The sequence below is a fragment of the Nocardia sp. NPDC056564 genome, assembly GCF_042793755.1.
GTDB lineage: Bacteria > Actinomycetota > Actinomycetes > Mycobacteriales > Mycobacteriaceae > Nocardia.
In genome coordinates, this window is record NZ_JBHTUR010000001.1 from 722,674 (window position 1) to 736,162 (window position 13,489).

Sequence of the window (13,489 nt, forward strand, 5' to 3'; positions counted from 1 at the left end):
CCCCAGCAGATCTCGACCTGGGTCAATCACGAAACGTGTGCCAGATCCAGTATTCAAGAGTTGGCGACAGTGCCGTGCAATAGCCGCGGACGGTGTTCGGCGACCACAGGTGCCGGTGCGCCTCCAGCCATTGCTCGACCGGCCCGACCGTGTGGTGCGAAGAGTCGATCACTATCCAGGTGCGCCGCCCGGACGAGGGCAGCACCGCCAACGCATGCGCCACGCGCGATTCCCCGTCTCATCGAAAATTGCTGGTCAGGATCGGTCAAACTGATGCGAAACATTAACGATCACGATCAGCGTCCACGTCAGCCCCCGAGCGGGCGGCGAGTCGCGTTCAGCGCCGCGCGGCGTCGCTGATGCTTCGCGGAAGCCGCTTGCCATAGGCGATGGCGTCATCGATCGTGCGGACCACCTCACCGGTGGTGTAGCCGGCGGTGCCGACATGCGGTGCCGAAGCCGCGATCAGTGCGTTCCTGGCGTCGTACTCGGTCAACTCCCCGCCGCCCACTAATCGGCCGAGGGTGCGGGCCGCTTTCAGTAGGGCGATGTGGCGGGTGCCGACTTCGGCTGTCGTCACGGCTCGTGCTTCGCTGTCGACGATCGCGCTGAGATAGGCAGCGGCCCGGGTGACGGGCAGCCACAGTGGCGGCCCGGGATCGGGCGGTGCGGGCGGTATCAGCGCCTGGGCAAGCCACTCGGGCAGCTCAGCGGCAGGCTGTGTGCGAACGACTCGGTAGTTGCCGTTGCGGACGATCGAACCGGCCGCGACCACGTAGCCGCCGTGCGCGCGAGTGTCTATCCGCCAACCCAGCTTGGCCGTCGTATTGCGTAGCGCAAGCCCGGTCGGTGCCCGGAAATACAGGTGAAAACCCGTCGGCGTGGCCACAGTGTAGGTGTCGGTCGGCAATTCTTCGCCAGCGCGAGAAGTCAACAGCGCCAACACATCTCGGCCGTGGCGTGCACCCGTGAACCTCTTCGGCGCGTGGCCGCCGTGGCTGTCATCGAGGTCGATGACAACCAGGCCCGACTTTCCGGTCACGACGCCGATGTTGTTGCGCGCACCGCCAGACCAGTACCTGTGGATGCGATCGGGATCGGTGGTGGCCCGATCTTCCCAACCACGCACCGCGGGAGTTTTCCCGAGCGGGACCAACGGGATAACGCTCCAGCCACGGTCGGCTGCAGCCAAAGCCGCGCGGAGCAGAGCGGAATTCCTGATCATCGATCCTCCAATCCGGCGGCGCGATGCATTCGGGATGTGTTGTTGCACACCCGCTGATAACAATGAATCAACGAAGCAAAGACCCGTTTGCTCCAGTCTTCGATGACGTTTAAGAGAACCCGGACCAACCCGTTGATAATCGACGGGGTCTGCACCGTGTAGGTGGGTACGGGCAGGGGTTGGTGGTTGCGGGCGGCGAGCTGGGCCAGGACGTGACGGCCGTCGGGATCGACTGAGGGCGACCGTGAGTTGCGGTGGTCGTGGCTTGTATCCAGATCGAGTACGTGCAGGCCCGTTGGCCCGCACGCGACGGCGATATTGTCGGTGGGTCGTCTGCGCCACCACCGGCGGATGCGGTCCACGTCGCAGGTGGCGTTGTCTTCCCACTGCTTGAACACGGGGACCTTGGTGTGCGGGCCGAGCGGAAAGACGTGAAAGCCGCGCTCTGCGTTGGTGATTGCGGCCTCGAGCAAATCCGGCTCGGATACCGCGGGAGCGATCGTCATTGCGGTCCGCTGCCGTGGGCACGACGGGCGGCAATGGAATGAGCGAGCTCCAGCGCATGCGCGGTCGACACCGAGAGTGTGAATTCGGCTGTCCCGCACGACAGCACGCGAACCTCACCGCGAATGTCGTCGCCGTAGTCATCGAAGGAGATCCGGTCGTCTCGCACCAGCTGCGCCGGTGCCAGTGCCTCGCACAAGACATTGCGAGTCGCTTGATATCGGGCCTGCTGGCGGGCGTGGGCTCGCGCGCGGGTTCGGCACAAGCCGAGAGTGGTCGTGTAGTCGGGCAGCAGTCGTCGAGTGATCTCGGCAGCGATCTCGGCGGCCGATCTGTGTGACGCGACGGTGATGCGGTCACGACCTTCACCGGAATTGAGGTGAGGGCGTAGTTCGCCGTAGTCGGCGCTGATGTGTAATCGGCCGTGCTCGGTGCGCCGGTGCGAGTCGTCGCCGTCGAGGATGGTGAGGGTCTCGGTGTCGGGGCCGTGCAGCAGCACATGTGCGCGGACCATGTAGCCACGCTCGGCGCGCCAGCCGGCTCCGAGTTCCTCGGCGATCCGATGGGCCGTCTCGAGCAGTATCGTCATCACTCTCCTCTCTAAATGAGTCAGATGTCGCCGGCTAGCGGCAGCGCACGCCCGTATCCGCGAGGTAAGCGCGCAGCAGGCCCGCGGTTTGAGGACTCATCGCGTGATGGATGAGATCGCTGTAGACACGGCAGAATTCGGGTCCGTGCCCAGAGGAGCGGGGCGGCTGCAGATGGTGCGCCAGCTCGTGCAGCAACAGCAGTTCCCGCACGGCGCGCGGGTCGTGCATGGATATCGCGATGGTCGCGGTGGCGGGCTCGTAATGGCCGTGAGCGCGGGCGCCGCGGCGGGCACGGACGGTGAGCGGAAGTTCTGCTCGGCCGTAGCAGCGGCGTACCGCACGCAAAGCCAGGACGCCATCGAGATAAGCGGCAACCGCCTCGATGTCGGGCAGACGCTTTTCCACCGGCAGGCATATCGGCGCGCCGGATAGCTCGACGATGCGCTCGCCAGTGCGGTCGGCGTCATCGAGCAGGTTCCACAGCCGCTGTTCAGCGCGATATACCCGGCTGCGGTGAATGTCGCGCCGCGCCACGCGAGTCACGCTGGTGCACCTAGGGCGAGGTGGCTGCTGGCGGTCACTGGAGGTCCTCGCCGTAGCCGAAGATCTTTCGTACGGCGATGATCACGGCGAGTGGATCCGTGGGCTGTTCACCGCCGGGCCCGCCGGAACGGATTCGGCGCAGCCTTCGCAACCGCACCTCACGGAGGTCGACTCCGGTGATCGGTGGAGTCGTGTCGTTGCCGTGGTCGGTGACGACGGTGTAGTCCGACAACGGAAGCCATCCCTCGTACCAGGCTTCGGCAGGCTGGCCCGCGAGATGGGGCGGTACTTCGGTGACGCGCGTCCAGATCCGGCACGCACAGCGTGTGTCGCCGCAGGGGCTGAGGTGGCGGTCGGGGTCAGGGTGGTAGCGGTTGATACGGCCGGCCAGGACGGGGCAAGCCGAAGCGGAATAGTGCGCGCATTCGGGGTGCATCCCGGGTTCTACGGCGATACCTCGCGTGTAGTCGGCCGGCCGCAGATACACGACGGCCCAATCGAGCAATGGCTGCCCGCAGATCTGACATAGCTTCTGACGCCAGACCCGCCGCTGGGCCGGGGCGTGGACCTTGCCCCAGACCGGGCGGGTCCGGTCGCGGTGGGTCAGCGTGATGTAGGGGACGACCAGGCCGCCCGAGCGGGGTGCGTCGGCCAGGCGGACAGGGATGGGAGGGCGCGCGGCGCCCATCGGAGGGAGTAAGGGGTCGGTCATGCTCACCTCGGATTATGTTGGGGCGAAGCAGGTTCGGGGTATTGGCGCGAACAGATGGGTCGGTGTGGGGTGCGGTCGACAAGATGATGCTGGCGGCACCGTCTGGGGTCCCACGCAGTGGACGCGGACCTCAATCTCGGCGAAAATCGCATCTGGACAAGCTGGTTCGGCTTTATATTGTTTATGATGGCGGTCGCGACAGCAAAACCCTGTTTGCAGGTTTGGATGGAAGGTCATCGATGTATTCTTTGCAGGCTTTCTCGTGGAACGAACTCGTTCGGGGGGCGATTTTATTTGCATGAGTTCGATATGAAAGCAGATGTAGAAAGCTTTCTTTCCTATACCTTTCACCAAAAAATCATGCTGGCGCATCTGAGGCGGAAACTAGAGTCCAGTATGCGCGATGTGGGAACCGCTATTGGTGAGCAATATTTCGGTGGTGTCGCGGATGGGCTGCGGCACGCAGTTGCGGAGCCTCACCGCATTGATATCGAATCCGCGCGGCCGATCAGGTTTCCAGGGCTCGCCGAATACGTTGACTGTGGCTCGAATCGGCGCCCAAATCTAGTTGTCTCCGAAGATCCGAGACGGCTTCACGAGTTCTGGTCGACCTTGTCTGAGCCTGAAAAGAAAGATCTGTTTCACGCTGACCCGTTCATCGGGAACCGTGACGGAATTCCTCAAATTGATCGCGACAGGTATAATCGACAAAATCTGCGGGCGCTGCGAACTCGGGCCGAGATGTGCGGTGATCTCGAGGGGTTGAATATTTATAACAAAATAGCAGACATGATCGGTTCCTCCGGTGAGGGACTTCCGCCCTATTACTTGTCGTATATCGATGACGAGCTCCGTTTCGCGTACGCGTTCGGCAACCCGGATACAGCTGACAATATCGCGATTGTGCTCTGGCCTGCCGCGCGCGTAAGAGATGGTGTGAGGTATGCCGGTCTAACGTTGAAGCAGATAAGACAGGCAGCGCTTTCGGTTGACCCGCAGAACGAGACATCGGTCGTGTTGTGGGGCAATTACAATCAGCCGCGCTCGATGCCGGAGGCAATATATCCGCATATGGCTGAGAATGGCGCCGAAAGAGTACGGCAATATCATGAAGGATTGCGGGTCACTCATCAGGGCCAGTCGTCGCGTAACACGACGATCGGCCACTCTTACGGCGGCGTTCTTGCTGGACACTCAGCCGGAGGTGGGAACATTCTCGACACCGATAATCTGGTCTTTATAGGTAGCTCCGGCGCCGGAGTGCAGGGCGTCGCTGATCTGCGCCTGACGGGAGTTTCGCCCGAAGATATCGGCAATCATGTATTCGCTACCATGGCGCGGCACGACTCAGTACAACTTATGCCGGACACTCACGGTGTCAGCCCGGTGGCTCGCAGTTTTGGGGCCACTGTTTTCGGTACCGATTCCACTCGGAGCGAATACCGAGGAGGATGGAACCCGAGCGATCACGACGCAAAAGTCTATTTCGGTTCCGGCAATCGGTCCTTGCATAATATTGGACTGATCGTTACCGGACATGGACATCTTATAGAAGAGTAACCGAGTCGCAGGGCAGTCGGCCGCTCGAGTCCAGTTTGACCACGGCCTTCGTTCTCAACATTGTCCCAGTGCCAGTCAGTGCTTTGAGCTATATGCTTGAGTGGGTGGGGTATTTAGCAACGACTGCGTCGGCGACAGAGCCCTGCACCGCTAGGAACCGAAAACCGTTGCCGGGCGGGATTGTTCATGCAGATCATGGTGTCCAGTTCACCTCTTGGGCGTTCGCCAAAAGGATCCGCGCCACCGGCCTGATGCCGTCGTTCGGGACCATAGGTGACGGCTACGACAACGCGATGATGGAATCGTTCTGGTCGAGCCTGCAGATCGAGCTGCTGAACTGGAAGAAGTGGCGAACACGAGTCGATCTGGGGAACGCGATCTTCGACTACATCAAGATCTTCTACAGCCGGCAACGGCGCCACTCCCAGCTCGACTATCTATCGCTGAACGAGCACGAGTTGCGCTACGAACGCCAGTCCATCACCGCCTGAGATTCGCATCCGGGCAGGTAACGAAACGTGGGGCAGGTCAGCGAGTCAACCGAACTCGGGGCACTCCTATCCGTCAGAACCCGATACCGATCACCAACCGCCGTCACCACGGCGAACATGATGTCCGACCTGGCGGCCTACAGGAGCTCAAACCACAAAATCCGATTGGGAGACATGACCTAGTTCCGTCGGCGTCGGTGATGACGACTTGGGTCGCGTGCTCCACACGCACCAGCGCCATCACGGCACCGTGCTCGGCGTAGGCCTGGCCAGGTCGACCCCGGGGAACGGTGCGAGGACGGTGCCCGGCCGGGGCTCCGCGGCGAAGGCCGCGTGATATCCGGCGATCACGACGTGTGCGACGGCGCGGGTGTCCTCGAGCAGGTCGCGCTCGTAGCGGGGATCCAGACGTAACCTCGCCGAATAGCAGGTCCAATCAGTGTTCACCGCTGGCTCCTCCGATACGGGTGTGATGGGTGGTGCAGTGCGCAAGTCAGGCCCTTTCGGAGATGGATCGGGGCAGTTGCTGCACGGATTCGATGAACGACAGCGGGAGCAGGAATCCGAACTCGTCGTTGCCGTAGTGCAGGACGGTGTGGTGGCGGTGGACGGCTTTGACGCGCACGCCGTCGTGGCGGAACCCACCGCGGGTGAGGACGGCGGCGCGGGCGTGGCAGTGCTGGAGCCGGTGCAGTTCGGCACCGAGAAGTTCGAGCACCGGATCTGTCTCGGCGTCCTCGTCGTCCGGATGGTCTGCCTGGTCGATGGCGGCCAGGCGGCTGGCGAGCAGTTTGCGTGGCTCGCCTGGGTCCGGACCGGTAGCGCCACCGACGAACCAATGATCGATGCCTTTGAGGACGCGGCGCAGGAACTCGGATTCGGATTCGAGCACGGCATGTGGGGGCACCCACGAGCCGGTCATCGCCGTGCCCTCAACTGGGGAAGCCAGCGGGTTCGGCCACGGGCCGGCCGGGGGCGCGAGCGCCCGGTCAACGCTGCGGCGAGTTCATCGGCAGCATCCGGGGCCAGGTCGGTGTAGTGCCGGCCACTGTGTGCGCTGTCATGTTCGTGGATGAGCAGCCGGATCTGGCGGCCGTCGGTGCTGAGGATGACCGGCTGGTCATGGATATCGCGAAGCCGGGCCAGGATGCTGGGGAGGTTCAGGTTCTGTGTCATTGCCGTGCAATGCCTTCCATCGGCCGGGACGAGCCGGCCACCGCGATGCGGTGTTCGTGGTGGGTGGAGGGGGTCAGGCGGTTTCGAGGTCGAACAGGTCGGCGTAGCGCTCCTGGCCGTGCAGGGCGGGGCAATCGCAGTGGGGATAGATGGCCGAGCAGTCGGCGCAGTAGCCGCAGAAACGGCAGTGCGGGCCGAGGGCGTCCTCGTTGACGGTGCCGCAGTGTTCGCAGAAATCCCACTCGCCACCGCTGGCCCACATCGCGTGCAGATAGGAGTGGTTGGAGTACCAGCTCCCCTGCTCCCAGTGGCCGTGGCGTTCGTTGAAGATGTAGGCCTGGTGGCGGTAGGAGGGGTCGACGGTGAGTAGCACCATTTTGTCGGTGCGCAGCCAGCGTTCCAAGTGGTCCCGGCCGGCCCACGAGTCCAGGGATCCGAAGGGCCGGCGTGGCAGCAAGTCTTCGGCGGCGATGCGGGTGTCCGAGCGTGGATCGGCCGGCCCGGGGTGTACCTCGGCGGGCAGGATCCCGTTGTGCGCGAGGACTGTTCGGGCGTCCCCGCCGACGAGGAAGGGGTGACAGTTCTCCACCGCCGCCACGCCGTGGGTGGCCAGGCGCGAATGAAACAGTGCCGGGCCGTCGGGGAATCGCTCACGCACAGCAGCGAATTCGGCGATGACCGCGTCAGGGTCCATGTCCCGGCCGACGGTGATGGTGTCGCCGGTGATGATGGCGTAGCCGTGCCCGTGCGGGTTGGCGACCGCGCCGCCGTGCAGGGCGTCGAGGTCGGGGTCGACGCCGGGTTTGACGAAGGTCAGGATGCACATGCGAGGTCCTCCAGTTCGGCGAGAAGCGGTGAAAATTCCGGGCGCCCGCGCAGCCAGGTGGTGAACGCCGTCCATTCCCAGCCGCGGTTGCGTGCGATGTCGGCAGGGGTGAGGTCGCGGGTGTATTCGACCGACCCCGCGGCGAAGGCCAGCGCGGCTTGGACCTGTTGGGGTTGCAGGGAACTGGCGAAGATCCGCAGCTCGAAGGTGTCGGGCGGTCGCACATTGACGGCCTCGTAACGATTGGCGTGCCGGTCACCGTTGGCGTAATGGATCACACTCGAGCGCGCGTCAGGGGAGAACACCGCCCAGGTCGAGGACCGCCGCGCCAACGTCGTGACGGGAATTTCGTTGCGGTAGATGAACTTCAACCACCGATAGATGTGGGCGGGGGAGCTGAATCCGTCGCGGGAGAGGTGGACATGGATACCGACGTCGGTGTCGGTGTAGCAACCCAAGAGCCGCAACCGGCGCAGCAGCGGCCACGGGAACCGGGTACGCGCGTACTCGTGGCTCATCGGGTGAGTCACCAACTCGAATCCGCACGGACGGATCGAGCCGTCTTCTTTGAGATAAGCCAGATCGCCGAGGTGGTTTACCGCGGTATCGATCGCGTCCCCGAATTGACGTTCCGGGGTTTTGATTTCCAGTTCCAACCCCAGGAACAACGGACCCTCGCCATGGAATCGAGGACAGGGTTTGTAGTCATAGCGGTGAACCGCGTCATGTTCGACGGGAGAACAGCCTTCGCAGTAGGTCTCGTCGTAGGCGATGAGGGTGAAGCACTCGGCGCACTCGTGATAGTTGTCATCGAGGCAGATGCGGCACACGTCGTTGCCGCCCTCGACGCGGAACGTCTCCGTGGTGGAATGGCCGCACTCGTCGCAGCTGGCATAGGCATCGGCGCAGGCGCCGCAGATGCTGCGGTCATGGCGTGCGTGGCGGTCATCGACAAGGACGCGGCTATCGCGGGTGTAGCCCGTGCAGTCGGTGCACTGGGTCCATCCAGGGACGCACCGCGCACACAGCACGGTGGAGTCGGTCGTGCGATGAACCTCACGGGTGATCTCCTCGCACTCAGCGCAGACCGCGATGGTGGAGGCGCAGTCCGGGCACAACCACTCGCCGGCGGCCGTCGCGGTCACGGTGGTGCCGGTAGCGGGGTGCGAACAGCGCGAGCACAACAGGTCGACCACGGTGGATGTGGGCATGACACAACGCCTTTCGACAGAACGAAAGAACCCCGTGCGCGGCTGCACAGGGGGTTCTGTGGACGAATGAGCGGGTTCAGGTAGTGCTGGCTCGAGAGCGGGAGAGGTGATGGGTCACCGAGGTGAGGCCGCGATGTGGCTACACCGGCTGGCCATCACGGAGCAGAGCACGCGCGATGGAGGAACGATCGGGGCATTCACAGTCGGGGAAGACACCTTCGCAGTCGAAGCACCACCCGCATTTGTCGCAGTAACGGCTCGTGCGATCCGCGTTGAGGTCTTCGCAGTACCAGCACATGAGCGGGCGCAGGCGTTGCGGCCACCGCGCGGCAAGCGGGCGGTAGCTGGTGTTGGAGTACCAGACGCCGTTGTCCCATCGACCGGCGTGTTCACCGAAGAGATAAGCGCTGTGCCGGTAGGCCGGATCAACCGTGAGGATGACGAGTTTGCTGGTGCCCAACCACGAAGCGAGCCCGCGTGCGCCGCGGCGGGTGTCGATCGACCCGAACGGCGCCCCCGGCAGATAATCCTCGGCGGCGATGCGGGTATCCGAGCGCGGGTCGTAGGGGCCCGGATGGACCCGTTTGGGCAGGACACCGTTGTGCGCCAACACTGTTCGCCGATCGCCGCCGAGGGTGAAGGGGTGGCAGTTCTGTAGACTGCGGACCCCGTGGGTGGCGAAGCGGGAATGAAACAGCGCCGCTCGCTCCGGATGCCGGGCCCGGACTGCGGTGAACTGATCGATGGCTATCTCGGCATTCATGCTGTGCCCGACGATGATGTGGCCCTCGGCGAGGACGGCGAAGCCGTGGCCGTGCGGGTTGGTGGCGGCGCCGATCAACAGGGCCTGTGGGTCGGGGGCGATGCCGGCGGGGACATAGGTCAGCAGGCACATGCAAGTTCCTCCATCTCCGCCCACAGCGGCTGATAGTCGGGCTGAATGCGCACCCACTCGGCGAAGAGCGGCCATTCCCACGCGCCCGCCCGCACAGCGGCCACATCCAGGCCGCGGGTGTAGTCGACGGAGGCAGCGGTGAACGCCAACGCCGCCTGGACCTGCTGGACGTCCAGCGAGCTGGCGAACACCCGCAATTCGAGAGTTTTGCGGGGGTAGGGGTTGATCGCCTGATACCGATCCAGCCCGAGCGCGTAGAGGTGGCCCTTGGCGGTGTCTTTGACCCGGGCCCTTGCGACCCGGTCGAACGGCGCGAAATGCGAGCGGCGGCGCGCGAGGATCGAGACCGCGGACTCGTTGCGATAGAGCAACTTCATCCACCGATAAACATGGGCCGGCGAGTCGAAGCCGTCGCGACTGACGTGCACATGCAACCCGACGCTGGTATCGGTCTCACACCCGAGCTCGTCGAGGTCGCCCAGCAACCGCCACGGGAACTCCTCGCGGGCGTGCCGATACGACATGGGATGGGTGACGATCTCGAACCCGTTGGGCTGGATCGAGGAATCCTGCTTCAGATAGCCCAGCGTGCCGAGCTGGTCACAGGCCAGACGCACGCACCGGTGGTAGCAATAGTCGGGGACAACGACTTCGAGTTCCATACCCAGATACAGCGGACCCTCGCCATGGAACCGAGGATCAGGTTTGTAGCTGTAGTTCCACACATGAACTGGCCGATCGCAGGTATCGCAGTGACCGCCGTCGCGCACGAGAGTGTCGCAGTCGATGCAGCTGGCATAGTTCTGCGCGCAGCGGGCGCACACGCGCATTCCGCCGGAGACGTAGCGGCTGTTGGCGCTGAACCGGCTGCACCGCCCGCACAGATCGAAGAACACCCCGGCGCACCGCCCGCACAGCGACTCATCGGTGTCGGTGCGCAAGTGCGGACTGGTCAAGAGTCGACACGACGAGCAGCCACTCCAACCGCTCGTGCAGCACCCGCACAGCAGATGCCCTTCTGCGGTAGTGCGAAGAGACAGGGCAGACGCCAAACAGCTATCGCAACGCGCCACTCGAGGCAAGCACCGCGCGCAGACCGGCTGCGCCTCGACCACATGCCCGTTGTCCAAATCAGCGGAGGCACACAAGACACACAACGGCGGCGACAGAATGGGAGCAGGCATGGCGGGATCACCTTCCAGAAATGAAACAACTCCAGGCCGGCGCGAATACGCGGGCCTGGCGTTGATGAGTGGGGACACGGACGAGAGCGATCGGCTCGCAGGCGGCGGACGGGTCCGTGGGTGCGGCATGGCTACAAGCGAACAGGGTGGGTGCAGGATGTTCAGAGCGGTCTTGCGCCCCGTGGTGGTGTGCGTCAGGTTCGGGAGTTGTTGCTGCCGTGAAGGTTTCGACGCGTCATTCGTTCGTGCGTAGAGATGGGCGGTGGGTGACGATACTCAGGGCGCGATGCGCTGCTCAGGGAAGGCAACGGAGCTGTTGGAGCCGGTTTTGAGAGCGCCGACCTCTTCCTCGGTGAGTGTGGTGGCAATGCTGAGTTGCTCAGCGAGAGGGCTGGTTTCGATCCGACCGACGTAACCGCCTTCGAAATGCAGTGGTCGTAGGCGGGCTTCCACTCCGCAAATCCGGAATATCACTCCCGCGCCCTCTGAGCGCAGGAAGCGCTCCGCCTGGGTTCGGATGAGACCGCGTGGCGTGCGGTGATCCCGAGACGGGGCATGACGTTGTAGGTCAGCCTTGGGTGTTCCGCGATCCGACCCATAACGCGTCGGCGTTGACCGCGTAGTACTCACGTCCGTCTTCAGTGACGATTCAGCTCTATCGTGCTGCCGTTCTCGAGGAATTCGGTGTCACACCAGTACTGTATGAAGCTCCATTCGAGTCAGGTAATTTCCTGGGCTGCAACGAATTACCGCTTCGCTGACATCCTTGGGTGAATCCTGCCGTTACGGTCAGCAGTCCTGTCTGGACCGCACGGAGTTGAGTCGTGCAGGTCGATACCGAGTCTTGCGGCGCCCTCGTAGCCGCTACGGGCCAAACGGCGGATCGTTTCCGGGCGCACACCGAGGGCCCGGGAATGCTGGAGCAACTGAGCCAAGGGGTGCTCGGCATCGGCTTGCAGCGCCGCCTCGAGCGCGATGCCGGTGAGCGGGCCGCTACCGCGGGTATAGGCGCTGTAAGCGAGCAACGCGGCCGCGTCGGCGCGTTCGCGACCGGAGCATGCCCGAGCCAGACTGCTGAACAGAGTTTCCGCGGCCGTGGCGTGGGCACCGGCTGCAACGGCGAGCATGGCATCACGGACAGTTCGATCACGCAGTGCGACAGCGAGTTCGGCCAGTTCCAGGACCGTCAGGTGGTGGCCTGCTTCGACGTTGCCGAGCTGCGACAGCACGTATTCCAGGGTCTGCCGACTGTAGGTGTGGAAATCGGCGCATCGCGCGGCGTTGACATGCCGGTCGCGGCCGATGGCCACCGCGCTGTCGATAAGGGCGGCCACTTGCTGTTGAAGCTCGACGTCCTCGGTCACCATAGCTACCCAATCGGCTCGAGAACCGAGAATGGGCCTGCCGTCGAGTACGTGTGCCAGTGTCAGCGCCGAGGTAGCCGGATCCGGCAGCGTCCCACGCTGTTCGGTGCCGAGAATGCTCCACCAGCTCTGCTGGGGTTCGATGGCCCGAACCATCCAAGCGCCCGCCAGCGGTATGTCCTGATCAGTGAGCAGCCGGTCCAACTCGTCGACCAACGAGGTGGATCGTTGCGTTCGGTACTGGTCGCTGTCGTCGCCGGGTTTCGGTGCCGGTTTGGTGGCTCGGTCGTCGACGACGACGGCCAGCACCCCGGCGACGGCGTCGGGTGTCGCCGATATCTGTGTCATGCAGGAGACTACGGTTTCCGCTCTCAAGGGGATGCGTTCGTCGTCCTGATCGAGATCCAGTCGCAGCACGGCGTCGACGAGAGTGCGGTCCTTGTGCCCCGGCACGTAGCGCAAGATGAGCACGACGAGGGAACGGTGCGGGACGAATCCGATCATGGCCGGAATCCCGATGATCAGTTCCTCGGGTTTTTGCACGCGCACAATGCATTCCGCGGGTTGGGACGCAGGATCTGGGTACCGTGTCTTCGTTTTAGGTGGCTCCGGCTTCGTGGCTGTGGACCGCGCGGACGACCTTTCGTGGAGCGCGGTGATCGCGGTAAGAGCGGCGGTGTAGTTCTTGCCACGGGAACCGCCCCCGAGCAACCTCACGCGTATGTGCTTGGCCCACTGGCGGTCAGATTGTCCGGTCGCGACGTAGATGCTCGGGTCATCTCGCACGCCCTCAGGCACGGCCATGCTGCCGAAACTGCCGCGGATTCTGATGCGCTCGGCGTATCCAGGGCGAAGATCGGTCTCGACCTCGAAAACCAGGAGGTGGCGGCCAGGTCCAGCGAGGGTGACGGTGCCGTCGTGCTCAGCACGCGGCGCGGACCAGTCAGATCCCAAGAGTTCATGCTGGAAGAGCCGGCGTACGCGAGCCATAAGCTTGAACTGGTCCATGACGGAGATGTCCTTTCGACATAATCGATGGAAATGGTTGTTGACGAGCGAATTCCCAGTCGAGCGAGTACGATCAGTTGAACGAGCCGGTACTCACGGCTGGTCCGTGTCGCGACGGGCGATCTCGGTGGGCACGAAGGACTGAGTTCAGGCAGGGGCCATACGAATCCTCCGTGATGACCGTCGGCTGAAGGTAGCTG

At 63.7% G+C, this 13,489-nt stretch carries 15 protein-coding genes and 1 pseudogene; 2 read left to right on the forward strand and 14 right to left on the reverse strand.

Going from position 1 to position 13,489, the window contains the following annotated elements:
* Positions 1 to 22 precede the first annotated feature (22 nt).
* The 6 genes from ACFQ9K_RS03170 to ACFQ9K_RS03195 all read right to left on the reverse strand — a co-directional run bounded on the left by ACFQ9K_RS03170 (position 23) and on the right by ACFQ9K_RS03195 (position 3,580).
* The gene (locus ACFQ9K_RS03170; protein WP_378717516.1) at positions 23 to 223 is read right to left on the reverse strand and encodes a hypothetical protein; all 201 of its coding nucleotides are present in this window, start codon (positions 221 to 223) and stop codon (positions 23 to 25) included.
* A gap of 114 nt (positions 224 to 337) precedes the next feature.
* A complete protein-coding gene (locus ACFQ9K_RS03175; protein ID WP_378717517.1) occupies positions 338 to 1,225 on the reverse strand; it encodes a bifunctional DNA primase/polymerase in 888 nt (295 codons plus the stop codon).
* Complete coding sequence (locus ACFQ9K_RS03180; RefSeq protein WP_378717518.1) at positions 1,222 to 1,731, reverse strand: bifunctional DNA primase/polymerase; 510 nt, start codon at positions 1,729 to 1,731, stop codon at positions 1,222 to 1,224. Before ACFQ9K_RS03180 ends, ACFQ9K_RS03175 begins: the two co-directional genes overlap by 4 nt.
* Positions 1,728 to 2,318 (reverse strand): hypothetical protein, encoded by a 591-nt coding sequence (locus tag ACFQ9K_RS03185; RefSeq protein WP_378717520.1) that lies wholly within the window; start codon positions 2,316 to 2,318, stop codon positions 1,728 to 1,730. The genes ACFQ9K_RS03180 and ACFQ9K_RS03185 overlap by 4 nt, the downstream gene beginning before the upstream one ends.
* A 34-nt stretch (positions 2,319 to 2,352) precedes the next feature.
* Positions 2,353 to 2,862 carry a TIGR04338 family metallohydrolase gene (locus ACFQ9K_RS03190; protein ID WP_378717521.1) on the reverse strand — a complete coding sequence of 170 codons (510 nt, stop codon included), beginning with the start codon at positions 2,860 to 2,862 and terminating at the stop codon, positions 2,353 to 2,355.
* Positions 2,863 to 2,896: 34 nt separating this feature from the next.
* Entirely contained in the window at positions 2,897 to 3,580 is a 684-nt protein-coding gene (locus ACFQ9K_RS03195; protein ID WP_378717522.1) for a hypothetical protein, read from the reverse strand.
* Positions 3,581 to 3,691: 111 nt separating this feature from the next.
* Between ACFQ9K_RS03195 and ACFQ9K_RS03200 the strand changes: the two genes are divergently transcribed.
* Together ACFQ9K_RS03200 and ACFQ9K_RS03205 are read left to right on the forward strand one after the other, a co-directional pair.
* A complete protein-coding gene (locus ACFQ9K_RS03200; protein WP_378717523.1) occupies positions 3,692 to 5,134 on the forward strand; it encodes an alpha/beta hydrolase in 1,443 nt (480 codons plus the stop codon).
* Between the two features lie 152 nt (positions 5,135 to 5,286).
* A pseudogene (locus tag ACFQ9K_RS03205) lies at positions 5,287 to 5,625 on the forward strand (IS3 family transposase); the annotation flags it as partial.
* 240 nt (positions 5,626 to 5,865) lie between these two features.
* On the opposite strand, the gene ACFQ9K_RS03210 reads toward ACFQ9K_RS03205, so the two are convergent.
* From ACFQ9K_RS03210 to ACFQ9K_RS03245, 8 genes are all read right to left on the reverse strand, one after another.
* Entirely contained in the window at positions 5,866 to 6,072 is a 207-nt protein-coding gene (locus tag ACFQ9K_RS03210; RefSeq protein WP_378717525.1) for a hypothetical protein, read from the reverse strand.
* 46 nt (positions 6,073 to 6,118) lie between these two features.
* On the reverse strand, positions 6,119 to 6,547 hold the full coding sequence (locus tag ACFQ9K_RS03215) for a hypothetical protein (protein WP_378717527.1): 429 nt from the start codon (positions 6,545 to 6,547) through the stop codon (positions 6,119 to 6,121).
* Complete coding sequence (locus ACFQ9K_RS03220) at positions 6,544 to 6,801, reverse strand: hypothetical protein (protein WP_378717529.1); 258 nt, start codon at positions 6,799 to 6,801, stop codon at positions 6,544 to 6,546. The genes ACFQ9K_RS03215 and ACFQ9K_RS03220 overlap by 4 nt, the downstream gene beginning before the upstream one ends.
* Before the next feature lie 73 nt (positions 6,802 to 6,874).
* Positions 6,875 to 7,627, reverse strand: coding sequence for a hypothetical protein (locus ACFQ9K_RS03225; RefSeq protein ID WP_378717530.1), 753 nt, complete (start codon positions 7,625 to 7,627; stop codon positions 6,875 to 6,877).
* Positions 7,615 to 8,772, reverse strand: coding sequence for a hypothetical protein (locus ACFQ9K_RS03230; RefSeq protein WP_378717531.1), 1,158 nt, complete (start codon positions 8,770 to 8,772; stop codon positions 7,615 to 7,617). Before ACFQ9K_RS03230 ends, ACFQ9K_RS03225 begins: the two co-directional genes overlap by 13 nt.
* Before the next feature lie 205 nt (positions 8,773 to 8,977).
* Positions 8,978 to 9,733, reverse strand: coding sequence for a class II glutamine amidotransferase (locus ACFQ9K_RS03235; protein ID WP_378717532.1), 756 nt, complete (start codon positions 9,731 to 9,733; stop codon positions 8,978 to 8,980).
* Complete coding sequence (locus tag ACFQ9K_RS03240) at positions 9,721 to 10,689, reverse strand: hypothetical protein (RefSeq protein ID WP_378717534.1); 969 nt, start codon at positions 10,687 to 10,689, stop codon at positions 9,721 to 9,723. Before ACFQ9K_RS03240 ends, ACFQ9K_RS03235 begins: the two co-directional genes overlap by 13 nt.
* A gap of 974 nt (positions 10,690 to 11,663) precedes the next feature.
* Positions 11,664 to 13,289: a DUF4192 domain-containing protein gene (locus ACFQ9K_RS03245; RefSeq protein ID WP_378717535.1), complete on the reverse strand. Its 1,626-nt coding sequence runs from the start codon at positions 13,287 to 13,289 to the stop codon at positions 11,664 to 11,666.
* Between the last annotated feature and the right edge of the window lie 200 nt (positions 13,290 to 13,489).